Here is a 26,968-nt window from a genome sequence, read left to right on the forward strand (position 1 = left end):
ACTAGCCGCCGGCGAACTGTGGAACCGGCCCCGGCTTAACCTGGATAGGCGACATCCTGGGCGAAATCGTCAAGCTCATGCCATGAGTTTCCGACCCGGGTATACAGCTTTTCATTGGTCTCGGCATATACCTCGCGCCGGTTGCCGACCCCGGTAGCGATGCCGACCATGCCCAGCAGCAGCTGCAGGTGCTCGCTGCCGCCTTCAAAGGTAATCTGGGCCGCTTCAACGGCTTCGTCATCACCGAGCTCGGCAACGATGATGGAGCTGTCGGAATCCCATAATGCGGTGTTAACCGGTACTTCTGGATAGATCTTCATTGGCGAATCCGTGAGCCCGCGTGGAACGCCTTCAGCATCGCGAATCACTCCGGCGACGTAGACCGAAGTGCTGTTGCCCTCGGTGGCCACGATCAGGGCCCGCGCGCCGTCGCGGGAAATCCGCAGTGAATCGATCTGGGCGCCTTCCAGCCAGGCCACGTCGATGGGACGGGCCTCGCCCTTCATTTCGGTGTCGGCAGGGACCGCCCTGATCGGTGTGGATGCCCCGTTATCCGCGGTCCAGGTCCAGCCGGCCAGATCCATTGACGGCTGGATCAGCTCCTGGCCTTCAAGCGAAAGCCGCAGCTGGCCGCTGTCGTCGATGCCCCACAGCTGGGTGCGGCGGCCATTGAGGAAGGCATAGCGATTGCCGACCGGGGACATGGCCGGGTCGCGCGGGTCGTAGCCGGAAATATCCGGCACCCCGCCCACCGGGATGATCGACAGCCCCTTGACGTAGACCAGGTACTGGTCCGAAATGCCGATCAATGTATCCTGCGTGCTGGGGTTGACCTTCGCCGGCTCGATATTCGTGTCCTCGGTGGACAGGTTGACTTCGTTTTCCTCGCGAAGCAGCTTGACCGAGTCCACCGAGGCAAGGCCGGTCAGCGTGGTTTCCAGCTGCTGGCGCATCAGCAGGATGTTCCGGTCGGTGGCTTCCGCGAAGGTATTGGAATTCAAGTCGATGGTGGCTTCGCCATCGCGCACCGGCACCGCGGAACGCACCAGCTCGCTGGCCGTTGAAAAAGCGGAGATGACGGCATTTTGCAGGTACGGCGCCGGGCCGTCCAGCAAGGCCTCCACCATCGAGGTGGTGGTGCCCGAACCCGAGGTGAACCAGCGGATGTCGGGTACCAGGTAGGCGAAGCTCGAGTCGTAGAAGTACAGGGTCTGCGCCGCGAAGATCTTGGTGAACGTCGAGGCTTCGAGCATCGTGCCGTCCGGAGCCTTGGTGATGCGCCATTCATTGTCCACCTTGGCGACCTCGATATCCACGGCGCGGGTGGAATGATCCGGGTAGTTGGTGCGCACGCCATGCTCATCGACTTCGCCGGTGATTTCGAGCTGAACCGTGTACTGGTTCGCATCCGCGCCGTTGACCACGTTGAAGGCATCGTAGATCAGCGTCTGCGTGTCGCCACGCCAGGTGTTGCTCAGCTGCGCGTCCATGAATTCGCGGGCGACCGCGTAGTCCTCGGATACCGAGCGGCCTGCCTCGACGAAACCTTCGACGATGGCCCGCGCGTCAGCACCTGCTGCAGGCCCCTCCGCCGCGTAGCTGTAGCTTTCGGCGCCGCTGGCATCGGTCTCGGCCTCGATCTGCTGGACAGTGGAAGTCCTGGGAATCGAAGCGCAGCCCGAGAGCGCGAGCGCCGCTGAGAGAATGATGGCGAGGCTGGAAAAGATTCTCTTCCTCATCAGTTCTCCCCTTCCTTCTTCTGTTCGCTGCTGCCCAGGGTCGGATCGGTGACATCATCATGCAGCGGTTCCTCATCCATATCCGGATCGAGAACCAGCGGGGTATACCCGATCTTCGGCACCTCGCCGGTCAGCGGGAAGCTGTCCCCCAGTATGACGCTAGCCAGGCTCTCCGGAACTGGCGGTTCCAATGGAAGCGGCGACGACACGATTTCCAGGTCTTCGCTGCGCGGCAAGGTCAGGCGGAACACCGATCCGATGCCCGGCTTGCCCCATGCTTCCAGCCGGCCGTCGTGCAACCGGGTGTCTTCCATGGAGATGGACAGGCCGAGGCCAGAGCCTCCGGTCGTCCGTGCACGGGCGGGGTCGGCACGCCAGAATCGGTCGAAGACATGGTTGCATGCTTCCTCGGTCATGCCGATGCCGTAGTCCCGCACGGTGACCGCTACCGCGTTCTGGTTGGATCCGATGGTGATGTCGATCGGCTTGCTTTCGCCATGCTCCACCGCGTTGAGCACCAGGTTGCGGATGACGCGTTCGACCCGGCGCGGATCAACCTCTGCGACGCAGCCTTCGCTCGGCGCGTTCAGGCGGATGAGCGAACCGTATTCATCGGCTACCGGGGTGGCGATGTCAATGACCTTGCGGGCGATGACGTTCAAGTCGGTGGATTCGCGGTCAAGCACCGCAACACCGGCATCGAAGCGGGATACTTCCAGCAGGTCGTTGAGCAGGTGCTGGAAACGCTCGATTTGGTTGTACATCAGTTCAGCCGAGCGCGCGGTCAGCGGATCGAAGTCTTCGCGGGCATCGTGGATCACTTCGGCCGCCATGCGCACGGTGGTCAGCGGGGTGCGCAGTTCATGCGAGACGTCGGAGACGAAGCGCTGCTGCATGGCCGAGAGATTATTCAGCGCCGTGATCTGCTCTTGCAGCGAGTGCGCCATGTGGTTGAAGGCAGTACCCAATCGGGCCACCTCGTCCTTGCCTGCGACCTTCATTCGCCGGTCCAGATCACCGGAGGCAATCCTCTCCGAAACGTAGGCGGCATCGGCCACCGGGCGGACCACTGTGCGGGCCACCGACCACGCGACGAAGCCTACGACAGCCAGCAGGATGAGGCCGGTGAAAGCCATTGCGCGGTTGATGAATTCGAGGGTGTCCTGCACGCTGGACAGGTCATAGACCAGGTACAATCCGTATTCGCGGCCAGGCGGAATCAGGACTTTGGTGCCGACGATGAGTCCGGGCTTGGTTGCGTTATCGGCCCCCAGTTCAATGGAACGCCAATAGATGCCTTGCTCCCCTGCAACCCGCTCCGCGAGATCGCCGGGGATCACACGGGTGGTCAGCGAACCGGAAGCCATCGGACCGACATAAAGGCTTTGGTCGCCGGCAATGGGCATCAGCACGAAATCGCGCACCACGGTTGCGCCATCGCCTTCCAGCGAAGCCAAGGTGGAATTCACCAGGGCCTGGGTGGAGGCGCGGTCGGTGGTGGATGCCGATTCAAGAATCGAGCGCGCCTGGGTCAAGCCGCGCTCGGATTCCTTGGATATCTGGTTGACGCGCTCCTCGTAGAGCGTGGACGCGATCTGGTTGGAGAGGAAGGCGCCTGCCGCAACCAGGGCCAAAGCGGTGAAAAGCAGCGTCGATATGACGGTGCGGAACAGCAGGTGGCGTTGCCAGCGCAGCTTGGCCGTGTGCCACGGGCGCTTGATCCACTGCTCGATATTGCTCCACCGCGCGGGCTTGGACTGCGAATGGACATGCACATCGACCGGAACCAACTCTGTACCGGCCGACGTGTGCGAACTCAACTTGCCGAACCAGCCTTGTATCCGACACCGCGAACGGTCTGGATGATCTGCGGCTTCTCTGGATCGATTTCAATCTTCGAGCGCAGGCGCTGCACGTGGACGTTAACCAGGCGGGTATCTGCCGCATGGCGGTAGCCCCAGACCGCTTCCAGCAGCTGCTCGCGGCTGAAGACCTGCCAAGGCTTTCGAGCCATGGTCACCAGGAGATCGAATTCCAGCGGAGTCAGCGAAACAACAGCGGATCCGCGGGTCACGCGGTGGCCGGCGACATCGATGGATACTTCGCCAACTTGCAAAGTCTCTGCGGCGTGGGTTTCGCTCGGACGCAGGCGTGCACGCACGCGGGCTACCAGTTCAGCTGGCTTGAAAGGCTTGGGCACGTAGTCGTCGGCACCGGATTCCAGGCCGCGGATTGCGTCGGCAGTGTCCGACTTGGCGGTGAGCATTACGACGGGAACGTCGGATTCGGCACGGATCTGCTTGCAGACCTCGATGCCGTCGATGCCTGGCAGCATCAGGTCAAGGAGCACCAAGTCCGGATTGGCTTCGCGGAACGCTTCGAGAGCGCCGGAACCGTCGTAGCAGAACGAGGCATCGAAGCCATCGTTTTGCAGCACAATGCCAATCATTTCCGACAACGCTTCGTCATCGTCAACGACTAAAATCCGGGCCTTCATCCCATGTCCCCCTGAAACCGTAGGTCTGAGGTTTTCCGCCAACTGGCCAAACCGGGTAGATCCGCTACCCCACTATTCCTAAGATACATGATCAACGGCCCCTTTCCGCTGTGACCGGCAGGAATCAGGGCGTTGGCTAGGCATCGACGCGTGTCTGTTCCAACGCTTGGGCATAACTGGCCAGCCGCTGCAGGTTCTCGATGGCCTGGGCCGAGCTGCTGCGGGAGAAATCCCCGCGCGGCATCAGGGTCAGCGCCCCGAGCTGACCCAGTCCCAATCCCAGCTGGCGCCATGGACGCAGGATGGAGTTCACCGCCTCGACAACACCCGGGGCCCGCTCGGAAGGGGCCAGCACCTGCAAGAAGACGCGATCCCCGCCTTCGACCAGCCCGGCGACCCGTTCCCATTTGCGGTGCGTCAGGCCGGAAGGGTCGATGACCATCGCGCCGGCACCGGCCTGGTGCAGCAGATCGACCCGTTTAATCCAGTGCTCGTCCTGGGTTGGCAGGTTCAGCAGCGAGGCAACCCGCTGGCCTTGGGAATCGCCGCCGAGCACCTTGAAGAACTGCTCATAGGAGCTGCGCACTTCGGCGCGCGGAATCGAGCGCAGGGTCCGGTAGCCGCTGGCGGTGCTGATGGTGCCGTCAAGCACGTCGCCCAGCAGCGGCTCATCAAGCTGGATGGTGAAGTCGGCCAGCGAAGTGATGCGGGCCAGGCGGTCCAGCTGCTCGCGGGCTCCGTGGGCGTAGGACTCGACGACATCGCGCCGGGCCCCGTGATCGCTGATCACGCGCTCCCCGTTGGGCAGGTACAGGCTGGCGGCCAGGGTCCACGGTCCGAGCAGGGTGAGCTTGAGCCGCTGGGCAGGACGGGCTTCGGCGCCCAGAACATCGGCGAGCAGGTTCTCGTCGCTGCGCAGGATGCTGCGCGCCCGGCGGGCATCGATGCCGTCGGTGACGCCGATCCTCCAGCCATGCGGCTGCAAATCGAAGCCGAGGTCTGCCAGCAGCGCGGCGCTGCGGCCTACCGCGTCCGCACCGACACCGCGGTCGGGCAGCTGCGGGAAGACCGCGAGGTTGGGCTCGCCCAACTCGCCGCGCACCACTTCATGGATGGCCAGCGGGTCGGTGCCCGGGAACTGGCAGAAGGCAGTGGCGTGGACATCGTGGCGTTCAGCGACCTGCAGTTCTTGCTCAGGCATTGTTGTGCGAGTCTGAAATGTTCTGGTGGTGGCGGATGACTTCAGAAATCACGAAATTCAAGAACTTCTCAGCGAATTCCGGGTCAAGATGCGCTTCGTCGGCGAGGGCGCGCAGGCGCTCGATCTGCGCCTTCTCGCGATTCGGATCGCTGGGCGGCAGCTGGTGCTTGGCCTTGAGGATTCCGACGCGCTGGGTCGCCTTGAAGCGTTCGGCCAAGAGGAAGACCAGCTGGGCATCGAAGTTGTCGATGCTGCCGCGGATTGCGTACAGCTCTTCGAGGACTTCATCCTTCACCTCGCCCTGCAACGAGCTCGCGTGCGGGTCGAATGACTGGGTGGTCTCAGTGTTCTTCGGCTCGTTCATGGCACCAGTTTACGGGTTCACATGCCGGATTGCGCACAAGGTGACGTGCCCGGACACGGTGCCAATCCGTGTCCGGGGCATGCCCGTGGTTCCTTGATTGCCGATGGCTCAGGATCCGTTCAGCCGCTCGATCAGCTTGCGGCGCTGGGCTTGCTCGCGCGGGTCCGGCACCGGCAGCGAGGCAATGAGCCGTTGGGTGTACTCGTGCATCGGGTTGGCCAGCACCTTGGAGCCCAGCCCTTCTTCCAGCAGGCTGCCGCGGAACAGAACGCCCACCCAGGTCGCCAGCTGGTCGACCACTGCCAGGTCATGCGAAACGAACAGGGCGGCGAAGCCCAGTTCGGCCTGCAATTCGCGGAACAGCTCCAGCACCTTGGCCTGCACCGAAACGTCCAACGCGCTGGTTGGCTCATCGGCGATCAGCAGCTTCGGTTCCAGGGCCAGGGCGCGGGCCAGCGAGGCGCGCTGGCGCTGGCCGCCGGAGAGCTCGTGCGGGTACCGGTTCGCGAATCCGGCCGGCAGCTGCACCGACTCCAGCAGCTCGGCCACCTTGGCACGGGTCTGCGGCGGATTCAGGTCGCGGTGCACTGCCAGCGGCTCGGCAACGCATTCGCCCACGGTCAGATGCGGGTTGAAGCTCGCCGCTGGATCCTGGAACACGAATCCGATCTGCTCGCGCAGCGGCTTGAAGGTGCGTTCCTTGAACTGGGCCATTTCGTAGCCCAGCACCTTCAGCGAGCCGCCGGTGATGCGGTTGAGCCCGGCAATGCTGCGCCCGATGGTGGTCTTGCCCGATCCCGACTCGCCGACCAGGCCGTAGACCTCCCCGACGTGGATCTTCAGGTCCACCTCGTTGACCGCGGTGAAGCCCGGAGCGCCGAGGCGACCGGGGAAATGCACTTTCAGGCCCGCCGCTTCCACCAGCACTTCAGCATCCTGGTGCGGGCGTTCGGCCAGCCCTTCAGAGGCGCTTTCGCGCCCCAGGTGCGGCACGGCGGCCAGCAGGGACTTGGTGTAGTCCTCCTGCGGGGCTTCGAAGAGCTGGATCACCGGTGCTTGCTCGACGATCTGCCCCTGGTTCATCACGATCACGCGGTCCGCGATATCGGCCACCACGCCCATATTGTGGGTGATGATGACAATCGCGGTGCCCAGCTCGTCACGCAAATCGCGCAGCAGCTGCAGGATTTCGGCCTGAACAGTGACATCCAATGCGGTGGTCGGCTCGTCGGCCACGATCAGCTCCGGCTTCAGGGCCAGCGCCGCGGCGATGACCACGCGCTGCTTCTGCCCGCCGGAGAACTGGTGCGGGTAGTAGTCCACGCGCTGCTCCGGATCCGGGATGCCGACTTGGCGCATCGCCTCGATGGCGCGCGCCTTGGCTTCCTTCTTGGAGATCTTGTTGTGCGCGCGGATGCCCTCCATGATCTGCCAGCCCACGGTGTACACCGGGTTCAGCGCGGTGGATGGCTCCTGGAAGACCATGGCCACATCCCGGCCGCGGGCTTCGCGCAGCTCGTGGCCGCGCAGGGTCAGCATGTTCTTGCCCTTGAGGTAGACGCCGCCACGCGAGGCGCCGTTCTCGGCAAGGATGCCCAAGGCGGTGCGTGCGGTGACGGACTTCCCGGAACCGGATTCGCCCACGATAGCCAGGATCTCGCCGGTCTTGACCTGCAGGTCGACACCGCGCACCGCTGGCACGGCGCCCGCGTCGGTGACGAAATCGATGTTCAGATCCTCGACGCGCAGCACCTCCGGGGTGCCGGCGTTGGCCGCTGGATTGAGGACAGGACTATTGGTCATTTGCTTGCTCCTACCTGTCCGGACTGGGTGATGCGCTTGGCCTTCTTGCGGCTGAAGCGGCGCAGGCGCGGGTCATTGAGGTCATTCATGGACTCGCCCACCAGGGTCAGGCCCATGACGGTGAGCACGATGGCCAAGCCCGGGAACAGGCCAGTCCACCAGATGCCGCTGGTCGCATCGGACATTGCGCGGTTCAGGTCGTAGCCCCATTCCGACGCGCTGGTCGGCTCGATGCCGAAGCCCAGGAAGCCCAAGCCGGCCAGGGTCAGCAGCGCCTCGGTCGCGTTGAGCGTGAAGATCAGCGGCAGGGTGCGGGTGGCGTTGCGCAGCAGGTGGGCGAACATCACCCGCCATGGGCTGGCACCGATCACCTGGGCGGATTCCACGAACGGCTCGGCCTTCAGGCGCATCACCTCGGCGCGGACCACGCGGAAGTATTGCGGGATGAACACCACGGTGATGGAAATGGCGGCCGCCATCACGCCGCCGAAGAGCGAGGACTGGCCCTGCGAGATCACGATGGACATCACGATGGCCAGCAGCAGGGACGGGAAGGCGTAGATCGCGTCGGACAGCACCACCGCGATGCGGTCGAACCAGCCGCCGAGGTAGCCGGAGACCAGCCCCAGCAGCACGCCGAGGAACAGGGACATGACCACGGCGGCCAGGATCACCCAGATGGCCGTCTGCGCGCCGAAGAGGGTGCGCGAGAACACGTCGTAGCCGGTGGCGGTGGTGCCCCAGATGAATTTGCTGTCCGGGGCAGCCTGGCGCGGGAAGTCGCCCGAGGCGTCCGAGGACTGCGCGAAGTCGAAGGGCGCGATCAGCGGTGCGAACAAGGCGGTGATGATGAACAGCCCAGACAGTGTCAGGCCGGCAATCAGCATGCCGCGCTGCAGGCCCGAGGACATGCGCAGGTGGGAAATGACCGGGAGCCGGTCAAGCCAGGATTTGTTCGAGGTGGGCAGGGTTGCTGTGCTCATGATTAGTACCTGACTCTCGGGTCGATCAAGGCGGCCAGCACGTCGACAATGAAGTTGGTGACGGCGACGATGATGGCCAGCAGCACCACGATGCCCTGCACTGCCACGAAGTCGCGGGCGGTGAGGTATTCGGCAAGCTTGAAGCCAAGCCCCGACCATTCGAAGGTGGTCTCGGTGAGCACCGCGCCGCCGAGCAGCATGGCGATTTGCAGGCCCATGACGGTGATGATCGGGATCAATGCCGGGCGGTAGGCGTGCTTGGTGGTCAGCCGGTATTCGCTGACACCGCGCGAGCGGCCGGCTTCGACGTATTCACGGCCCAGCGTGCCAATCGCGTTGGTGCGCACCAGGCGCAGGAACACGCCGCCGGTGAGCAGGCCCAGCGCCAATGCCGGCAGGATCGCATGCTCGGTGACGTTGGCGAATGCTTCCATGTTGCCGCTGCGCAGCGCGTCCAGCCAGTAGATGCCGCTGGGGCTCTGCAATCCGGTGAGCTCGAGTTCGGTCTGCCAGTCGGCACGTCCGCTGATGGGCAGCCAGCCGAGCCACACGCCGAAAACCAGCTTGAGCAGCAGGCCGGCGAAGAAGACCGGGGTGGCGTAGGAGAGGATGGCCAGGATGCGCAGCACGGCATCGGGGTAGCGGTCGCGGAACTTTGCGGCGACCAGGCCCAGCGGGATGCCGACCAGCAGCGCGACGATTACCGCATTGATGGCCAGTTCCAAGGTGGCTGCGCCGTAGGTGGCCAGCACTTCGGTGACCGCGCGGTTATCGCTCATGGTGCGGCCCAGGTCTCCGGTGACGATCTGGCCCAGGTACTCGAAGTACTGGATCAGGATCGGCCGGTCATAGCCGGCTTCGTGGATGCGCTGGGCCAGCTGGTCCGGTGTGAGCCGTCCGCCCAGGGCCGCGGTGATCGGGTCGCCGGTCACGCGCATCAGGAAGAACACCACTGTGATGAGGATGAAGACAGTGGGAATGATCAGCAAGAATCGGGTAATCAGGTACCGGAGGAATCCCCCGCCCTTCTGCTTTGCTGGTTTGGGTGTTGCTAGCGGGCTTGCTTCTTGGCCCGGTGGCGACGTGATAGTCATCGTCTGTCCTTTTGGTTCAGGATGCATGGCGATGCGCCGTGGAGAGTTGCCGTTGACGGCGCATGCCAAGGGGATCCACCGCGTTCGCCAATGCTGGCGCGTGGCGGATCCCCTCAGGTTTGCTGTCTGCGAGGCTGGAGCGGAATTACTTGCTCAGCACACCGAGACGGAACTTGAACGAAGCGTCCAGGGTCTTGTCGACGTCCTTGACGTCCTTGCCTGCAATGGCCACCTGGGCACCTTGCAGCAGCGGCAGCGTGGACAGATCCTCGGCGACCATTGTCTGCAGTTCTTCGATGGCCTTGGTGCGCTCGGCAGCGTCGGTCATGCCGCGCTGCTCGGAGATCAGCTTGTCGACCTCGGGATTGTCGTAGTTGTTCGACAGGAAGTTGTCCTTGGCGAAGAACGGCGACAGGTAGTTGTCGGCGTCCGAGTAGTCAGGGAACCAGCCCAGCTGGTAGGCAGGGTAATCCGAGACGCGCTGCTTCTGGTAGGTCACCCATTCGGTGGACTTCAGGTCGACGACGAACAGGCCATCGGCTTCCAGTTGCTTCTCAACCAGTGCGTATTCGTCACCGGAGTTCGGGCCGTAGTGGTCCGGGTTGTACTGCAGTGCGAGCTTGACCGGAGTCTCGACGCCGGCATCCTCCAGTACCTTCTTGGCCTTGGTGGCATCCGGCTTTCCGTCGGTGCCGTACAGGTCCTTCAGCGGCTCAATCGCACCGGTGAAGCCCTGCGGCACGTAGGAGTAGGCCGGGGTGTAGGTGTCCTTGTAGACGTTCTTCGCGATGGCTTCGCGGTCTACGAGGTGCGCGGCGGCCTGGCGCACGGCCAGCGACTTCGCTTCATCAGCGTCATCGGTCTTGGCGCCGTACGGCATGGAATCGAAGTTGAAGACGATGTAGCGCAGCTCGCCGCCTGGGCCCTTATGGACCACGAGGTTCTCATCCTTGCCCAGGTCCTCGATGTCGGTTGGAGTCAGCGAACGCCATGCGACGTCGATCTTGCCTTCCTGGACTTCGAGCTTCAGGTTGTTGGCGTCGGCGTAGTACTTGATCGCCGCCTTGTCATTGGCAGCTGGGCCCAGCACGCCCTGGTAGGACTCGTTGGCGCTGAACGAGATCAGGTTGTTCTTGTTGTACGAATCAATGACGTACTGGCCGCCGAAGGCCTTGGCCTCAACGATCTCCTGGTCGTCCATGACCTTGTCCGCAGAGAACACTTCGTCATCAACGATCGGGCCGACCGGAGAGGTCAGCACCTGCGGGAAGGTCTGGTCGTTGGCGACCTTCAGCTTGAAGACCACGGTGGTGGCATCTGGCGCTTCGATGGACTCGACGTTGCCAAGCAGCGAGGAAGGACCGTTGGGGTCCGCGATCTTCAGCTGGCGGTCGAAGGTGAACTTGACGTCCTTGGAGTCTAGGTCGTGGCCGTTGGCCCACTTCAAGCCCGACTTCAGCTTGACCGTGTATTCGGTCGGGGTGGTGAACTCTGCGGACTCGGCAAGGCTCATCGATGGATCCGGGCTGCCCGGCTCTGAGTTGAGCAGGAAGGGGTAGATCTGGTTCATGACCATGAACGAACCGTTGTCGTAGGATCCAGCAGGGTCCAGAGAGGTCACTTTGTCGGTGGTGCCCAGGGTGATCGGGGCGCTGGCATCGCCATTGCCGCCGCCGTCATTGCCACTGTCTGCAGCTTGGGTGCAGCCGGTCAGAGCCAGGGCAGAGATACCCACAACGGCTGCTGCGAGTCGCAGTCCGTCCTTCTTGCGAGTCATGAGTCATCCTTCGTCTAGATACATGCATGCACTGTGATGATTAGCACATGCTTCACATAGCCTATGTGATGCAGGGCACGAAATACGAATGGAAGAGGTGGAAATTTGCAAAAGCGCGGTCTCAACGCCCGCTCTTTGCGCTTCAGCCCATAGCCGCGCTAACTCACCGTTGCGATGGGCTGGCATGGCTTTCCGGGCGTCCGCCCGGTGGCATAAGCTAGATACCAATGATGACTCGTAGAGACGCGGCAATCGCGTTGGATATCCCAGTAGAAATGGCCAAGAAGCACGGCATCCCGTCGAAGTTGAGCGAAGCCGAGTTTCGTGAGCTGAATTCGAACCCGCCTGCATGGCTGGCCCAGTCGCGTGCGAATCGCACCGGCAAACGGCCCGTGTGGATTCACCTGGTCTGCGAAGTCTGCGGCTTCAGCGAATACGAGCGTCCCAAGAAGTGGTGGCCTGCCTTCGATTTCGTGCACTGCCACACGCACTCCCCGGCGCAGCTGCCAAAGCTGGAAAAAGGCAAGACCCGCGTGGAGTACCAGGATATTTCGGCCCATATGTTCGGCATTGTCGACGAGGACTAGAAGCTGTCTCCATCCGTTTCAATTGGCTCGCCCGGCTGCTCGGACATTCCGCGAGCGGGGCAACAACCCATCTTTTGCCCTTTGGCGAAGCTAAAGAGCCTATGACGCAAAGAAGCCCTTGGTTCCATTCTCTTTCGAATGGAACCAAGGGCTTCCTTGCGTCGGCATAATCAGTTGACCTTGCTGGAGTCCCAGGCGCTGGAACGGGCAGAATCGATGGTTGCCTGACCCAGCACGCGGCTGCCCTGGTAGACGACCATGGTCTGGCCCGGCGCGACTCCGCGCATGCCTTCGGGGAGATTGACTACCAGCTCGTCGCGGCCTTCGTCGGAGCGCTCCATGTGAGCCACAGCGGCCACCGGATCGCCGTGCGCACGCACCTGCACCATGCACTCGAAGGTCTCTCCGCTTAAGACTTCAGCAATTGGCACGCCTGCCCAGGAAATGCGGATGCCGCGCAACTGGTCGACTGCCAGCAGAGCTTCCGGACCGACGATCACCTTGTTTTCCTTCGGACGGATTTCCAGCACGAAACGCGGTTTGCCATCGGCTGCCGGACGGCCCAGGCGAAGGCCCTTGCGCTGGCCAACGGTGAAGGCCTGCGCACCTTCATGCTCGCCGAGCTGGTTGCCCTCGTGATCGACGATCTCGCCTGGCTTCATCTCAATGCGTTCAGCCAGCCAACCACGGGTATCCCCATCAGGGATGAAGCAGATGTCATAGCTGTCGGGCTTGTTCGCGACCGTCAGGCCGCGCGCGGCTGCTTCGGCACGGACTTCCGCCTTGGAGGGGGTCTCGGCCAGCGGGAACATGCAGTGCTCCAGCTGCTCGTGGGTCAGCACGCCCAAGACGTAGGACTGGTCCTTGGCCCAGTCCGCGGCGCGGTGCAGCTCCGGGTTGCCCTGCTCGTCGCGCAGCACCTTGGCGTAGTGGCCGGTGCAAACCGCATCAAAGCCCAGGGCCAAGGCCTTCTCGAGCAAGGCGGCGAACTTGATCTTCTCATTGCAGCGCATGCACGGGTTCGGGGTGCGGCCGGCCTCGTATTCAGCTACGAAGTCATCCACCACGTCCTCGGCGAAGCGGTCAGAGAAATCCCAAACGTAATACGGGATGCCCAGCTTGTCGCAGGCACGCCAGGCATCATTGGAGTCTTCCAAGGTGCAGCAACCGCGCGAACCGGTGCGGAGGGTCCCTGGCATGCGGGACAGGGCCAGGTGCACGCCGACCACATCGTGGCCGGCTTCAACTGCGCGGGCGGCGGCAACCGCCGAATCCACGCCTCCGGACATCGCTGCTAGTACTTTCATCGTGTAAAACCTGTTCCTGCCGTGTGGATGCTGCTTTCATCGGCTGCCATGCCAGCCTTCTTTGCCTGCGCATATGCTTGCGGCAAAGCCTCTAGTAATGCGTCAACGTCGGCGCGTGTGGATGTATGCCCCAATGTGAAGCGTTGCACACTGCGAGCGGTGCGCGCATCACGTCCCATAGCCAGCAAAACATGAGAAGGCTGCGGAACACCAGCAGTGCATGCCGACCCGGTGGATGAAGCAATGCCCACCATATCCAAGCCGAAAAGCAAGGAATCCCCTTCGCATTCGGGGAAAGTGAAGTGCAGATTGCCGGGCAGCCGCTTGCCTTCATTGGCCTGGTCCCGTGGACCATTCAGCACGGCTTCCGGGATTAGGCCGCTGATCTTCTCGACAGCGTAGTCGCGCAGTCCGCTCAGCCGCGCGGCTTCCTGCTGCAATTCGGCACGCACCGCAGTGGCCGCAGCGGCGAAGCCGGCCGCGTGGGCGGCGTTCAGGGTGCCCGAACGCAGCTTGCGTTCATGTCCGCCGCCGTGCTGCACAGGGGTGAGCACGACATCCCTGCGAACCAGCAGTCCGCCGATTCCTACCGGGCCGCCGATCTTATGCGCGCTGATCGCCATGGTGGCCAAATTCGAGGAGGCGAAGTCAACCTCCACTGCACCGAAGGCCTGGACCGCATCCGAGTGCACAGGGATCCCGTAGCGGCCAGCCAAAGCGGCGAATTCACGGACTGGCTGCACGGTGCCGACTTCATTGTTGGCCCACATCAAGGTCGCCAAGGCAATGTGCTGGTGATGCTCTGCTAAAAGCTTTTCTGCCGCCTCCAGGTCAACCACGCCGTCCTCGTCAACGGCCAGCCACAGCAAGGTGGCATTCTCGTGGTCCTGCAACCATGTTGCAGTATCCAGGATCGCGTGGTGCTCGATGCCGGTGAGCACGATGGCGCGCGCCTGCTCATTGGCCGCTACGCGGTTCCAGAACAGTCCCTTCAGCGCCAGGTTATCCGATTCGGTTCCGCCAGATGTGAAGATCAATTCGCTGGAGTGCGCTCCGGCGGCCTTGGCAATAGCCTGGCGTGCATCATCCACCGTACGGTTGGCTCGACGTCCGGCCGTGTGCAAGGACGACGGGTTTCCGGTGCGGGAATATTGCTCGGTGATCGCAGCCAAAGCTGCTGGATTCAGATCGGTGGTTGCCGCGTGATCCAGGTATACGGCGGAAGTATTCATAACTCTTCAATGGTACGGGGTTTGGTGCCCTAGTTTGAATGGCCGATCCGTGTGAATTGGCCGACCTCAATGGCTTCCAGCTCCCGATTATCCAGGATCGCTTCGATCAATGACGCGGGACCGCCCAGGATCGTGCAGTCATCGAAGGGTTCGGTTGACAGCATCCACGAGTGGTCTGCCGCAAAGGCCAAGGCAGGGCGCTGGCGCTGGGCACCGTCGGCAGTTATTGCCCATTCGGGTCGTGCCAGGAACTCGGCGTCCGCTTCGAACAGGTGGTAGTTCCGGTACCCGCCACCCAGCTCCAGCAGGTCCGCCTGGATGACCTCGGGGCCAAAGGCCGGCTTCTGGGCCTCGGCGAGCGCCTGCTCGTACTCCCTTTGGTTCTCTTCATCGTTCAAAGCAGGATCCGGTTCGCGCTCAATCTGGATTCGATCACCGCCTTCGATAAAGGCATAGCCTGCCCACAAGCCCACCACGAACTTCTGGTCCTGCGGGGAAGCCGCGACAAGTTCTGCGGCCAAGGCTTGCCATTGGGATTCCGGGAGCTGGTCAAGGGGCAGATCGGAATCCACCCAGGCGTCCTCGGTTTCAGGATTGCCTTGCGCGTCCAGTCCGGCCACGGTTTCGAAAAGATCGGCCGCGGTGATGATGTGCTTACGGCTCTGCGCCACCGTCTCCCAGCGCACCAGCTGGTCATCTTCATCCAGGGCTGGGTGCAAGATGCGAACGTAGCGTTCAAAGCCGTGAGGGATTTGGGCAACAACCGTGCTGGGGTCAGCCGATGCGCAAGCGGACGCGATCCATTGCCCGTGATCTGCGGAGAGGTGGGAAAACTGCATGCTCCAAGCCTAGCGAGATCAGCAGAGGAATTCCGTCTCCCTGCCATGGTCGGTGGTATGAATAGAAGAACAACAGATGACTTGTCGAAACCAGCAAAGGGAGCCTTCCTGCATGTTCAAGCCTGATTTCTTGGTTCCCGTCCATGATTTTTCGCAGCGTTCCTTGGATTTCTCGAAGCGCATCGCGGTGATGGCCGTGATCAACCGCACCCCGGATTCTTTCTACGATGCAGGGTCGACCTTTGGCTTGGACGATGCAGTAGCCGCTGCCATGCGTGCGGTTGAGGCGGGCGCAGATTGGGTGGACATCGGCGGGGTGCCCTTCTCCCCTGGCCCCGAACTCCCGTGGCAGGAAGAGGTGGAGCGAATTGTCCCGGTGATCCGCCAAGTGCGCCAACGCAGTTCGGTGATCATCTCGGCCGACACTTTCCACCCCCAGGTGGCGCAAGTCGCCATTGATGCCGGAGCGGATGTCATCAATGACACCACAGGATTTTCCTACCCGGAATTGGCCCAGGTGGTGGCCAAGAACGATGTGCACGTGGTGATCACCCATTCGCTGGCCAAGCCCCGCACCGTCTATCCGCGCCCGCACTATGACGATGTGGTGGCCGAAATCCGCCAGTACCTGGTGGAGAAGGTCCAGGTCGCGTTGGACGCTGGTGTCTCGCCGGCGAAGATCATTGTCGATCCGGGCCATGACCTGAACAAGAACACCCGCCACACGCTGGATCTGACCGCCGGGTTCCAGGCCTTCGCTGATTTGGGCTATCCGGCATTGGCTGCAGTTTCGAATAAGGACTTCATTGGCGAGACGCTGAACTTGCCGAAGGCCGAGCGCATGGTTGGATCCATGGTGGCAGCAACAATCTGCGCCATGAATGGCGCCCGGATTCTGCGGATGCACAACATTCCTGAATCGGTGCAGACTGTACGCCTGCTCGAAGCAGCCCAGGGTTGGCGGGAACCTGCCTACCAGATTCACAACATGGGGGATGTCAATCCTCCTGCTCACCCAGAACGCGAAGCCAGCCAGTAAGGAGTTCTCCCGATGCGTGCCCTGCTCCCCCAACCAGCTGATCAGGTTGATGACCAGTTCCTGCTTGAACGCTACGCCAGTGGGCAACGCCCTTTCGTGCGTTTCAACTTTGTCAGCAGCATCGATGGGAGCGCCCAGGTTGATGGGCTTTCCGGCGGTTTGGGTTCACCGGGCGATAGAAGGATTTTCTCGCTCTTGCGCCGACTTGCCGACGTAATCCTGGTCGGTACGGGAACGGTGCGTGCCGAGGGATACGAAGGCCAGCTCCTATCCGAAGAGGACATGGCATGGCGAATCGAGCGTGGGATGCCACCACAGCCTGTGCTGGCGCTCGTTTCCCACGGATTGCATCTGGAGCCAACTGCGCCGGTCTTTGCCAAATCCCCAGTTCCGGTGTTGCTTTTCACCAGCGTCGACGTATCTGACGAACAGCGTGAAGCTTTCGGGACCAATGCCACCCTCGTGCAGGTTTCTGACAAGGACGGCGGATGTGCGCCGCAGGAAATTGTCGACTACCTGCATTCCCGAGGTCTTGGCTTCATCCATGCCGAGGGTGGTCCCCATATATTTGGACAATTCGCCGCGGCTGGCGCCGTGGATTCAGCCTGCATCAGCCACTCCCCGGTGCTGGTGGCTGGCGATGGCATGAGAATTGCGGTTCACGAGCAGCAGGCTTTCCTCCAGTTCGAGCTGCATTCCCTTTTCGAAGAGGACAGCATGCTCTTCTGCGACTACCGGTTCAGGAGATCAGCTGAATCCCAGCCGGAATAACTGATAGGTCGAATGACCCCTCGCCAACGCATTCCCCGTCGGCATAGCTGCTCCGAGTTGTTTCCACGCGGGCTTGGGCAAGGTGTGCGCTGACTTTCCATGGGTGTGGTGCGCCAGTGAGGATTCTTGGCAGATATGGAAGGACACGCAGAATCCGGGGTCCCCGTATGATCGCCAATTCTGCAGTGCCGTCGGTTATTTCGGCACGCGGGAAGAGCTTGATCCCTCCGCCCAGGGACTTGATATTGGCCAAGCTGGCGGCCAGGACACTCCCGCTGAATTCCATTCCGTTGGCTTTGACCTCACTGTGCCATCCGCGCAACTGCGGGATGCACAGGACCAGTCCGGCGATGTACCGCAAGGCTCCGAGTTGCCGTGGCAGCGCGTTGGCTTTCGCATTGACGGTGGCTTCAAACCCCCAGGAGACCGCACCCAGCGCATATCGCGGTGATCCCCCGGCCTGGTCGAACCGCAGTTCCAACAGGTCGATGGGCGTCGTTGCTCCCGGTTGCCTGCAAAATGCAATCATCTTGGCCAAGGAGTCGTCTGCCTTGCTGTCCCCTGTCATGCGCCAGAAGTCGTTGCCGCTGCCGGCGGGAACAACCCCAACGGGAATCGCAGTACCCGCAACGTGCTGGATGCAGTGGTGGATCAGCCCATCACCGCCAATGATGATGATGATCCGCGAACCTCTGAGCTGATCGCCGACTTGTTCCACACTCGTTACCGAAGTATCAACCAGCTCATGCTCCAGCCCCAGAGCCCCCAGCTCTTGGGCAAGTTGCTGGGCACGGCGCATCCCCCGTCCTCGTCCTGAGGAAGGGTGGAAGATGATTCGGATTTTTTCGGCGTGCGCAATCGAGCTCATGAGCATAGAGATTACCCAGCAACTTGACGCTTCTACAAAGAATTTGCTGGGTTGCGTTCGCTAAACTGGGAAGCACTGGCCATTTGGTCGTTTGCACCGAGAGGATTCTTCCGTTCAATGAGCACACCAAGCCCCTATGAAATTCTTGGTGTCGCGCCCACTGCGAGCTTGGAAGAGATCAAGATCGCATACCGGAGAGCCGCTCGCGCCACACATCCAGATCTCGGTGGCAGCGAGGACAAGTTCAAAGAAGTGCAACGCGCTTTCCAGCAGCTGAACGAGCTGGCGACTCCGCTGGATTATGAGCAGAGCTTCCCGGCTCCGGGCAACGCTCCGCGCGCCGGATTCAGTGCCCGTCCGTTCGACGAGCGATTGCGCAAGAGCCCACAGCAACCCAAGGCCCAGTTGCCCACCGAGTATGTACCGCCATTGTCGGAATCCTCCTTGTCGCTGCCGGAGAGGAAGATTTGTGAGCAGCGGGTGCACGGTGAGCCTCGCAAGCGCGGCCTGTTCTCCAACCGATCGCGGCTGATTCGCGAAGCACAGACCATCAACTTGCTGGCTAAGAATGTAATGAATATCTTGCCGGCGGCCCGTTTGGTCAATGGATTGCGTTCGCCGGCATCCGGCCACTACGACCATGTGCTGTTTGCCGGTTACCGCATGGCAGTGATCAACACGATGACGTTGCCCGATGGCTACTATTCCTTTGATGGCAATGTCTTGCGCCACGGCAATAAGCTGACACAGCCTCCGCAGTTCTCGATTTCCGGCATGCAACGCCAGTTCATGCAGATGAACGTTGTCGCGTTCACCCTGGTGCTTTCTGCCAACGGCAATCATCACGAACCGGTTATCGAGTACCGCCGCAATGCCGATCCAACCCTGGCATCGACGCCTAATGTGCTCAACGCAGCGGGATTGATCCGCGAGTTGAAACTCTTCCTGGGCTCCGGTCCATCTCCAAATGTTGTTGACCGTCTGGCCCTGGCGAAGTTACGTGAGGCGATGTACTAAGGTCAATGGCTTAAATCTTGACGGCGAGAGCTTAAACTAATTGAGTGTTTCGTATCGTTTTCAATGCCCCAGAAATCCCGGGTAATTCCGGCAACGCCATCCGACTAGCCGCCATCACCGGCGCAGAACTGCATTTGGTGAAGCCACTAGGCTTCAACTTCGAGGACGCCAATCTGCGTCGCGCTGGATTGGACTACCACGATCTGGCCAACGTCACGGTGCATGAAAATCTTGATGCGGCCTTTGATGCGTTGGGCGAAGGCCGGGTCTATGCCTTCACCTCCGAAGGGACCACTGTCTACTCGGACATCCGCTACGAGACCAGCGACATCCTGCTTTTCGGCCGTGAATCTGTTGGGTTGAGCGCAGAGGATAAGCAGCATCCTCGCGTCACCGATTTGGTCCGTTTGCCGATGCTTCCAGGACGCCGCTCGATGAATCTGGCCAACACGGCATCCGTAGTGGCCTTCGAAGCGTGGCGCCAGCACGGCTTCGCTGGCGCATAAAGTACCAGCTCGCCAGCGCCACGCATACAGCTTTACCTAATCTTTATAAAGTAGGCTCGAGTTTGTACCCGAAGTTTCACGGGTATTGAACTGTGCCGACTACATTCCGGGAGATTCCAAGACCATGAACGGTAGCCATTCCCAGCACCGCGACGAACCCCAGGACGAGAACCTGGGTCTAGACCTGGTGAGCCAAGTGGCCAGCAGTTCACGTGCAGCGAAGACAAAGCCCAAGCGCTGGATCTTCGCAGTTACAGGACTTGCCATCATCGTTGTCCTGGCATTGGTGATTTTCACCCTGCTCAATGGAGGCACGAAAGCATCCAAGGCGTCCAAAGCCGATGATGCAGTCACCCAGACCGTCGAGTTGAAGAGCGGCGGGCAAGCGGTGCTCAGCTCCTCCAAGTCCGAAAATGCTGTGGGTGTCGAGCTCTCCGAGCTGCCGGCCTTGGACGGTTCGGAACAATACGTTGCATGGGCCGTGCACGAGTCCGGCAGTGTCTCGGTGATCGTTTCCAGCACCGGTGAAGACGCCTCGGCTGGACTGACCCCAGCCGATGATGTGATTGCGCTTCACATCACCATTGAGGGTGCCAAGATCCCGGACATGCCGTCTGAAGATGCTGAAGCTTCAGTGGACCTTCCGCTGGCCCAAGATCAGGAAACGCAGGACGCGAGTTAGCAACTCGCCACCGGCTTTGCAAAGAGCTCGGGGCGAAGACCAATAAATGGTCTTCGCCCCGAGCTCTTTGTCATATGCACATCACCCGGATCGCTAGAACCCGGCAATCGTGTCGCTGGCGTTCACCGCCACTGCATGGAAGGCTTCGGCAATCTTGCCTTTTCCTAGTTGTCCCCGCACGGCGTTTTCTTCGCACTGCTGCAGAACATAGTTCTCCATGGCCGCAACGTCCGGATGCTGCGTGAAGTGCGAACGCAAGGCATCCATCTTCTTGCCGAAGAATTCGGTGATGTCCACGTAGGCGTTCTCGCGTTCCTGCGGAGCACCGCACAACCAGAGCCAAGGCACCTTGTACGGTTCCAGCCCTTCGGCATGCAGCAGTTCTGGATAGGAGAACGGATTCTCCACCGCCGGATATATCGCGCGGGTGACCGCTTCACCGCAAGCCAGATGGTCTGGGTGCGAGGCCTGGATCCGATCCCACTTGCGCTCTGGGTGCATGGCAATCACGATGGTAGGCCTCACCTGGCGCATCAGCCGAACCACCTTGCGCATGACATCGTGGCTGGCTTCCAAGAAGCCGTCGCGTTCACCGAGGAAATGGACGGTCTTCACGCCCACCTTGGCAGCGGCCTGCTTCTGCTCTTCGTGGCGGAGCCTGGCGGTTTCTTCGGGATCCCGATCATCAAAGCCGCCGGCGTCTCCGTCGGTCATGATGCAATACTGGACTTCTGCACCCGCAGCGGTCAGTGCCGCGATGGTGCCGGCCGCCCCAAAATCCAGATCATCCGGGTGGGCGCCGAAGGCCAGAACCCGCTGGGCGCCTGTGCCAATGAATTTCGCTGTATCGATCATGCCTTGCGACGTCGGATCTCTTCGGCTGCCTGCGGCAGGACCTTGGCCAGGTCGCCAACGATGCCCAGGTCGGCAATTTCAAAGACTGGAGCGTCGACATCCTTGTTGATGGCGATGATGAATTTGCTGGTCTGCATGCCGGCCTTCTGCTGGATTGCTCCGGAGATGCCTGCAGAGATGTACAGCTGCGGTGCGACGGTTACACCAGTCTGGCCGATCTGCGCATCATGCGAGATCCAGCCGGCATCAGTTGCTGCTCGAGAAGCGCCCACGGCGGCTCCCAGGGCATCCGCGAGGTCTTCAACCGGACCGAAGTCTCCATTGACACCACGTCCGCCAGCAACCACGACGCGCGCTTCGGTCAGTGCCGGGCGGTCGCTGGCTGCTTTGGCCTCGGCGGCCGCAATACGGACCTTGGCATCGCTGGAATTCTCCAGCGCCAGTTCTTCTACCGCCAACGGGATGTTGGCAGCAGCAGGAGCGTCCTCGATGCTGTTTGGCTTCAAAGTGGCGAAGAGGGTCCCGTTGGTTGGCTTGGCCTGAACGCTGTAGCTTCCGGCCAGCTCGTCCTTGGTCGCCACCAAGTCGCCGGTGATGCCAATGACGTCAGTGATAATCGCACCGTTGTGGCGGACAGCCAGGCGGGCCCCGAGTTCACGGCTGAAGTTGTCGTTGGCAAGCAAAACCAATCCGGCGCCGGTAGCCTGTAGGGCTGCGTCAAGCACGGAAAGCTCGTGCGCTCCGAAAACCTGCGCTTCGCTGGAGGCGGTGTAGAGCTTCACCACGCCGTAGGAAGCTAGCACTTCCTGGGCTGCGGCGCTGACTTGGCTTGCAACGGCCACAGCTGGGTTCTCGAAGCCGGATGCCAGGGTCAGCAGTTCGCGTTGGGCCTTGGACGGTGCTTCGGAAAATTCAGAGAAAAATACAAGGGCTGAAGGCATGTTCAATATTCCTTAGATCAGCTTCTGTTCGGCCAAGAAATCAACCAAGGCAATGCCTGCCTGGCCGCTGTCGTTGATGACAGTTCCGGCTTCACGTGCAGGACGGGCTTCGGCTCCGATAACCTCGGTGTTCGAACCAATGGCTCCAACAGCCGCAGCATCCAAGCCGATAGCCGCCAAATCCAGCTCGGTAACGGTCTTCTTCTTGGCAGCCATGATGGCCTTGAAATTCGGGTAGCGGGGCTCGTTGGCCTGGTCGGTGACCGAAAGCACTGCAGGCAGGCTAGCTGTCAGGGTCAAGGTACGAGCCAGATGATCGCGCTTGATCGCCAGTTCGCGCTGTGCTGCGTCGAACTCGACGGCGAGCGCGTGAGTCAGCTGTGCAAAGCCCAGTCGCTCTGCGAGCTGAGCTGGGACAACCGAAGTCTCTGCGTCGGTTGAGGACATGCCGGTAACAACCAGGTCAACGTTGCCGACATGTTCAACCAGAGCGGCGAGCGCTTTGGATGTGGCGACGGTATCGGAGCCTGCCAGGGCTTCATCATTGAGGTGCAGGCCGTAGCTGGCGCCCATTTGCAAGGCCTTCTTGACCGAGTTGCCCGATCCCTTGCCACCCATGGTCGCAGCGATGACTTCATGTCCCGCGGCGAATCCACCGTTGGCTTCCACGATGGAAACAGCAGCTTCCACAGCGTATTCGTCCAGCTCCGAGAGAACTGATTCCGCACGGTCAAGGCGCAACGTCCCTGAATCGATGTGACGGTCAAATTGAACATCTGGGACGTGTTTGACCAGAACCACTATTTTCAGTGGCGTGGTGCTTTCCTCGCTCATTCGCGCCTTCCTATAAGCTTCCATGCCCGCTCCGATGCAATACACGGGCGCAGGCCTATTCCTTCAGCCTCTATCGTATCGACACAATGCAGTTCACTGGGCGTTTATCGCTCTGAGAACATCAAGTGACACAGGCTGGTTCGTCACCAGCCTGCGTCACTTGATTCACAACGTCATCATGACGATTTGTTTAGTTATTTGACAGCGTCCCGACCGTTGCGGTTGCGGTATGCTCCTGGCCATTGCGAAGATAGCTGATTTTCGCTTCTCCCCCGGCAGGGATCTCGCGAATGGCGGCCGTCACCGTCTGCGAGTCCTGGACCGCGCGGCCATTGACGCCGGTGATCACGTCGCCGGATTTCAGGCCCGCCTTGTCAGCTGCCGAGTCAGGGCTGATTTCAACAATGCGGGCACCAACCGAGAAGGCCGATGCGTTCTGCTGGTTGGATCCCGAGGCGCCCTGTGGCGTCACCGTGGCACCGAGCAGACCGTGCGTTGCGACGCCGTTGTCGATCAGTTCCTGGGCAACACGCTTTGCATAGTCGATAGGGATAGCGAAGCCCACGCCAATCGAACCGCCTTCTTCGCTGTTGCCAGCCGAGGCGATGGCGACGTTGACGCCGATGATTTCACCATTGGCGTCAACCAGTGCGCCGCCGGAGTTGCCGTGGTTAATCGCCGCGTCCGTCTGGATGACATTCACGTAGATCGAACCGCTTGATTGCTGCTGTTGCTGTTCTTGCCCGGGGAATTGGAAGTTGAACTGATTGCCGTCTCCGCCATCGCTCTGGTCGCTTTCCTCGGGCACGGCCGAAGACGCGATGGAGATAGTGCGGTTCAGTGTGGAAATGATGCCGTCGGTGACGGTGCCGCTCAGGCCCAGAGGGGCGCCAATGGCGACCGCGGTATCCCCGACGTTCAGTTCGGCCGATGAGCCCAAGGTGGCCGGAACCAGACCGTCGGCCTGGATGTTGATGACAGCCAGATCAGATAGCGGATCGGTTCCGACGACAGTGGCGCTATGCACGGTACCGTCGTTCATCTGAACCGAAATCTTTGGATTGGCAACTTCTCCACCTAGGGTGACCACGTGGGTGTTGGTCAGAATGTTTCCTTTGTCATCCAAGACGATGCCCGATCCGGATCCGCCGGAGCCGTTGCCGGATACTTCGATGGTCACCACACTGGGACTGGCCTTGGCGGCGGCTGCGGTGACTTCGGTGACCTTGTCCGGATTGTTGATCACCACTCCCTCGCGCGGCGAGCTGGTGACCGAGGAAGAGCCTGCGTTGTCATTCATAAGATAGGTGGTGCCAGCGGCGGTGACGCCGCCGACCAGTGCCGCCGCGACCATTCCCGCGATGAGGGTGCTGCCGGAGAAGGACTTCTTGTTCTTGGAAGGCTTCTCCGGTGGAACTGGGTAGTGCACTGGCCCGTTGAACGGCAAGCCGTAGCCCGAACCGTAAGCAGATCCGTTCTGGACTGGCTGGGCATCGGAATGCTGGCCATGTTGGTGGGCCGAATTCGGCGTGCTGTCGGCAGCCGCCGTTGGGTATGCGCTAGTTGGCTGCTCGCTGGTGCTTGGGCCCGGGTTCACCCTCGGGTAGCTCACTGTTGGTTCACTCGAAGCCACTGGGTCGGTGTTGTTGTTCTTTGGCTCTGATGAATTGCCCGCATCGTTCCCACGTGGCTCATTCGGTGTCTGGCTCATGGCTTGCCTCTTTCGAACTGTCGAATTCTCTTGAGTTCAATTATTCAACTCAGGTCTGTGGCATCGAATTGTGGTGTCTGAGCACCTGCTGTGAGTTAACTATTCTGCCAGCTGAATGGCGTAGACGTGGTTCATTAGGGCAAATAGAATCAATCATAAGTGTGAACCCAATCTCTGGGGATTGCCAGATCGGCCCTCTCCTGATCTTTGGATTGGCTGTTGTATTTCAGGCGGGAAACAAGACATGCGTATGAAAGCTAGACGGCTCATTGCTGGAGCACTATTGGCAGCCGCAGCCTCTTTCGGCTTATCGGCACCGGCAATGGCTGAATCGCCGGTTACTATTCCACCCGGCGATTTCGTAGTCGATTCTTCAGGTGTGCTTGGTTCGGACGAGGCGCGCTTGGAGTCCGAAATCAAAGAGCTCCGCAGCGATACAGGGTTGAATCTCTTTGCGGTATTCGTCGATGAGTTCTCGAACCCAGCCCAAGCTGATCAATGGGCCACCGAGGTTACCAACAAGAAAGGGCTGGGCAGTGCCGACTCCATCTTGGTGGTAGCGACCCAAACCCGGCAGGCATATTTTGCTGGCGCGAAGGGAGGCCCAATTGCCTCGGCCGCCACCGAAATCTACAGCAGCCAGATCAGTCCAGCACTCGGCGAAAATGACTGGGCTGGCGCCGTTGAAGGCGCTATCGATGGCATGCGCAGTGTCGAAGGCGGTGGCAGCCCCGATGGCTCCTCCTCCGGCGGCGGTTTCCTGACAGTCGTTCTGGTCATTGGCGCCGTCGCTGTGGTTGGGTACCTGTTCCTTTCACGGCGCAGCAAGAACAAGACCGCCCCACTCGGCCAGGGCCGGGGTCAACACCCTGGAAATTATGGCTCTCCTGCGCCGCAGCAACAGTTGATCCCGCTGGACAAGCTCCGTTTGCAGGCAGATCAGTTGCTGGTAGCAGCAGACGACTCGATTCGTTCTTCCCAGCAGGAATTGGGCTTCGCCGAGGCTCAGTACGGGAAGCAAGCGGTCCAGGTCTATCTCGAAGATATCGAACAGGCCAAGACCCACCTGTCGGAATCCTTCCGTTTGCAGCAGCAGTTGGATGACGATATCCCGGATACCGAACAGGATCAGCGTTCTTGGCTGAATGAAATCATTGACCGTTGCCAGAAGGTTAATCATTCCCTGCAGGCTCATGCCAACGAGTTCAAGCAGTTGCGTCAGCTGGAGCAGAACGCGGAGGATCGCATAACTGAGGTTTCAGCGAATCAAGAACCGCTCAATCAGAGGCTTTCGGCTCGAGTTGCCGATTTGGAACGCCTCGCTGGCCGATACGATGCCAGCGCAGTTGCACAGATCAAGGACAATGCCGAACAAGCCGCAGAACGTTTGTCCTTTGCGTCATCTGCCTTGAAGCAGGCATCGGAGAAACTGGCCAATGACCGTCCCAATGCCGCGATCTTGATCCAAAACGCGGAAGAAGCGCAGGACCAAGCCGACGTACTGCTCAAAGCCATCAACAAAGCCGGCGAAGCGTTGGAGCAAGCCCAGCAAGATCTGAAGTCGTCAATGGCACTTGCCGAACGGGACCTGGCCCAAGCGAAAGCTTTCATGGCAAACGGTTCGAATCCCGGGTTGGCGAGTGCCGTGGCCGGTGTGGAAAGCGCCCTGAATAATACCAAGCAAGCTCTGAACAGCGACCGATACAACCCGCTGGCGTTGATCACCCAGCTCGACGAGGCCGTGCGACCGCTCTCAGAGGCCCTGTCTAGTTCGCGTGACCGGGCGCAGCAGGAACAGTCTGCCCGTGCGCAGCTTGATTCGCTCTTGCATACGGCAGCATCACGCATCAGCGGCACGGACGATTACATCCGTGCCCGGCGCGGTGGCGTACGTTCCTCGGCACGCACCCGTCTTGCTGAAGCGCAACGCACCTTCGATGAAGCCCGTTCGCTTTCCGGCAGCGATCCGCTGCGTGCCGTGGGTTCGGCGCAGCGTGCAATTCAGTTGGCTGATCAGGCTGCGCAGATGGCCGAAAACGATGTCAGTGGATTTGACGGTTTTGGCGGCTCCCGCGGATACGGAAATTACGGCAACTACGGCCGCGGCCGCGGCGGCGGGATGTTTGATGGCATCGGCGGTGCCATGCTCGGCGGCATCCTGATAAATACTATCCTCGGTGGCGGAAGCCACGGCGGTCATTCGGATGGCGGCGACGGCGGAGGATTCTTCGGCGGGGGCGGCTTCGGCGGCTTCGGCGACGGAGGCGGGTTCGGAGGAGGTGACTTCGGAGGCGGCGGAGGCGGCAATTTCTAGTTTGCCG

At 61.1% G+C, this 26,968-nt stretch carries 24 protein-coding genes; 7 read left to right on the forward strand and 17 right to left on the reverse strand.

Annotated elements, in window-relative coordinates; all coding sequences use genetic code 11:
* Positions 1-35: 35 nt before the first annotated feature.
* From ATK23_RS07425 to ATK23_RS07465, 9 genes are all read right to left on the reverse strand, one after another.
* The gene (locus ATK23_RS07425; protein ID WP_066144226.1) at positions 36-1,739 is read right to left on the reverse strand and encodes an LpqB family beta-propeller domain-containing protein; all 1,704 of its coding nucleotides are present in this window, start codon (positions 1,737-1,739) and stop codon (positions 36-38) included.
* Positions 1,739-3,559: an MtrAB system histidine kinase MtrB gene (gene mtrB / locus ATK23_RS07430; RefSeq protein WP_066144223.1), complete on the reverse strand. Its 1,821-nt coding sequence runs from the start codon at positions 3,557-3,559 to the stop codon at positions 1,739-1,741. Before mtrB ends, ATK23_RS07425 begins: the two co-directional genes overlap by 1 nt.
* Positions 3,556-4,236 (reverse strand): MtrAB system response regulator MtrA, encoded by a 681-nt coding sequence (mtrA, locus tag ATK23_RS07435; protein WP_066144220.1) that lies wholly within the window; start codon positions 4,234-4,236, stop codon positions 3,556-3,558. Before mtrA ends, mtrB begins: the two co-directional genes overlap by 4 nt.
* Positions 4,237-4,372: 136 nt before the next feature.
* Complete coding sequence (locus tag ATK23_RS07440; protein ID WP_066144217.1) at positions 4,373-5,437, reverse strand: uroporphyrinogen decarboxylase/cobalamine-independent methonine synthase family protein; 1,065 nt, start codon at positions 5,435-5,437, stop codon at positions 4,373-4,375.
* Complete coding sequence (locus ATK23_RS07445) at positions 5,430-5,801, reverse strand: chorismate mutase (RefSeq protein WP_066144215.1); 372 nt, start codon at positions 5,799-5,801, stop codon at positions 5,430-5,432. Before ATK23_RS07445 ends, ATK23_RS07440 begins: the two co-directional genes overlap by 8 nt.
* A 108-nt stretch (positions 5,802-5,909) precedes the next feature.
* Entirely contained in the window at positions 5,910-7,604 is a 1,695-nt protein-coding gene (locus ATK23_RS07450; RefSeq protein ID WP_066144212.1) for a dipeptide ABC transporter ATP-binding protein, read from the reverse strand.
* Positions 7,601-8,587, reverse strand: a complete 987-nt coding sequence (locus tag ATK23_RS07455) for an ABC transporter permease (protein WP_066144210.1) — start codon at positions 8,585-8,587, stop codon at positions 7,601-7,603. Before ATK23_RS07455 ends, ATK23_RS07450 begins: the two co-directional genes overlap by 4 nt.
* A 2-nt stretch (positions 8,588-8,589) precedes the next feature.
* On the reverse strand, positions 8,590-9,681 hold the full coding sequence (locus tag ATK23_RS07460; protein WP_066144207.1) for an ABC transporter permease: 1,092 nt from the start codon (positions 9,679-9,681) through the stop codon (positions 8,590-8,592).
* 145 nt (positions 9,682-9,826) lie between these two features.
* Entirely contained in the window at positions 9,827-11,458 is a 1,632-nt protein-coding gene (locus tag ATK23_RS07465; protein WP_066144204.1) for an ABC transporter substrate-binding protein, read from the reverse strand.
* Positions 11,459-11,685: 227 nt separating this feature from the next.
* Between ATK23_RS07465 and ATK23_RS07470 the strand changes: the two genes are divergently transcribed.
* A complete protein-coding gene (locus tag ATK23_RS07470) occupies positions 11,686-12,045 on the forward strand; it encodes a hypothetical protein (RefSeq protein WP_038990554.1) in 360 nt (119 codons plus the stop codon).
* A gap of 170 nt (positions 12,046-12,215) precedes the next feature.
* Here ATK23_RS07470 and mnmA read toward each other — a convergent pair whose 3' ends face one another.
* The 3 genes from mnmA to ATK23_RS07485 are packed head-to-tail and all read right to left on the reverse strand — an operon-like array spanning position 12,216 to position 15,423.
* On the reverse strand, positions 12,216-13,352 hold the full coding sequence (mnmA, locus tag ATK23_RS07475; protein WP_066144201.1) for a tRNA 2-thiouridine(34) synthase MnmA: 1,137 nt from the start codon (positions 13,350-13,352) through the stop codon (positions 12,216-12,218).
* Positions 13,349-14,584 carry a cysteine desulfurase family protein gene (locus tag ATK23_RS07480; protein ID WP_066144198.1) on the reverse strand — a complete coding sequence of 412 codons (1,236 nt, stop codon included), beginning with the start codon at positions 14,582-14,584 and terminating at the stop codon, positions 13,349-13,351. The genes mnmA and ATK23_RS07480 overlap by 4 nt, the downstream gene beginning before the upstream one ends.
* 29 nt (positions 14,585-14,613) lie before the next feature.
* Complete coding sequence (locus tag ATK23_RS07485) at positions 14,614-15,423, reverse strand: hypothetical protein (protein ID WP_066144195.1); 810 nt, start codon at positions 15,421-15,423, stop codon at positions 14,614-14,616.
* A gap of 112 nt (positions 15,424-15,535) precedes the next feature.
* Between ATK23_RS07485 and folP the strand changes: the two genes are divergently transcribed.
* Both folP and ATK23_RS07495 read left to right on the forward strand, forming a co-directional pair.
* Positions 15,536-16,462: a dihydropteroate synthase gene (gene folP, locus ATK23_RS07490; RefSeq protein WP_066144192.1), complete on the forward strand. Its 927-nt coding sequence runs from the start codon at positions 15,536-15,538 to the stop codon at positions 16,460-16,462.
* 12 nt (positions 16,463-16,474) lie between these two features.
* Entirely contained in the window at positions 16,475-17,233 is a 759-nt protein-coding gene (locus ATK23_RS07495) for a dihydrofolate reductase family protein (RefSeq protein WP_066144189.1), read from the forward strand.
* Here ATK23_RS07495 and ATK23_RS07500 read toward each other — a convergent pair.
* Positions 17,202-18,107: a diacylglycerol/lipid kinase family protein gene (locus ATK23_RS07500; protein ID WP_083515711.1), complete on the reverse strand. Its 906-nt coding sequence runs from the start codon at positions 18,105-18,107 to the stop codon at positions 17,202-17,204. The genes ATK23_RS07495 and ATK23_RS07500 overlap by 32 nt on opposite strands.
* Positions 18,108-18,218: 111 nt before the next feature.
* Here ATK23_RS07500 and ATK23_RS07505 point away from each other — a divergent pair, with 111 nt between their 5' ends.
* The 3 genes from ATK23_RS07505 to ATK23_RS07515 all read left to right on the forward strand — a co-directional run bounded on the left by ATK23_RS07505 (position 18,219) and on the right by ATK23_RS07515 (position 20,306).
* On the forward strand, positions 18,219-19,118 hold the full coding sequence (locus tag ATK23_RS07505; protein ID WP_083515710.1) for a J domain-containing protein: 900 nt from the start codon (positions 18,219-18,221) through the stop codon (positions 19,116-19,118).
* Between the two features lie 44 nt (positions 19,119-19,162).
* Positions 19,163-19,624 (forward strand): tRNA (cytidine(34)-2'-O)-methyltransferase, encoded by a 462-nt coding sequence (locus tag ATK23_RS07510; protein ID WP_066144180.1) that lies wholly within the window; start codon positions 19,163-19,165, stop codon positions 19,622-19,624.
* Positions 19,625-19,748: 124 nt separating this feature from the next.
* Positions 19,749-20,306: an anti-sigma factor domain-containing protein gene (locus ATK23_RS07515; protein WP_066144175.1), complete on the forward strand. Its 558-nt coding sequence runs from the start codon at positions 19,749-19,751 to the stop codon at positions 20,304-20,306.
* A 93-nt stretch (positions 20,307-20,399) separates the two neighbouring features.
* Here the strand turns inward: ATK23_RS07515 and ATK23_RS07520 are convergent, their stop codons facing one another.
* The 4 genes from ATK23_RS07520 to ATK23_RS07535 all read right to left on the reverse strand — a co-directional run bounded on the left by ATK23_RS07520 (position 20,400) and on the right by ATK23_RS07535 (position 24,647).
* The gene (locus ATK23_RS07520) at positions 20,400-21,161 is read right to left on the reverse strand and encodes a PIG-L deacetylase family protein (RefSeq protein ID WP_066144173.1); all 762 of its coding nucleotides are present in this window, start codon (positions 21,159-21,161) and stop codon (positions 20,400-20,402) included.
* On the reverse strand, positions 21,158-22,102 hold the full coding sequence (locus ATK23_RS07525; protein WP_066144170.1) for an electron transfer flavoprotein subunit alpha/FixB family protein: 945 nt from the start codon (positions 22,100-22,102) through the stop codon (positions 21,158-21,160). Before ATK23_RS07525 ends, ATK23_RS07520 begins: the two co-directional genes overlap by 4 nt.
* A gap of 12 nt (positions 22,103-22,114) precedes the next feature.
* A complete protein-coding gene (locus tag ATK23_RS07530; protein ID WP_100339254.1) occupies positions 22,115-22,936 on the reverse strand; it encodes an electron transfer flavoprotein subunit beta/FixA family protein in 822 nt (273 codons plus the stop codon).
* 190 nt (positions 22,937-23,126) lie between these two features.
* Positions 23,127-24,647 carry a S1C family serine protease gene (locus tag ATK23_RS07535; RefSeq protein WP_066144167.1) on the reverse strand — a complete coding sequence of 507 codons (1,521 nt, stop codon included), beginning with the start codon at positions 24,645-24,647 and terminating at the stop codon, positions 23,127-23,129.
* Positions 24,648-24,828: 181 nt separating this feature from the next.
* On the opposite strand from ATK23_RS07535, the gene ATK23_RS07540 reads away from it, so the two are divergent.
* A complete protein-coding gene (locus tag ATK23_RS07540; RefSeq protein ID WP_157801642.1) occupies positions 24,829-26,961 on the forward strand; it encodes a TPM domain-containing protein in 2,133 nt (710 codons plus the stop codon).
* Positions 26,962-26,968: the final 7 nt, after the last annotated feature.

Source organism: Glutamicibacter nicotianae (assembly GCF_002797775.1).
Lineage (GTDB): Bacteria > Actinomycetota > Actinomycetes > Actinomycetales > Micrococcaceae > Glutamicibacter > Glutamicibacter nicotianae.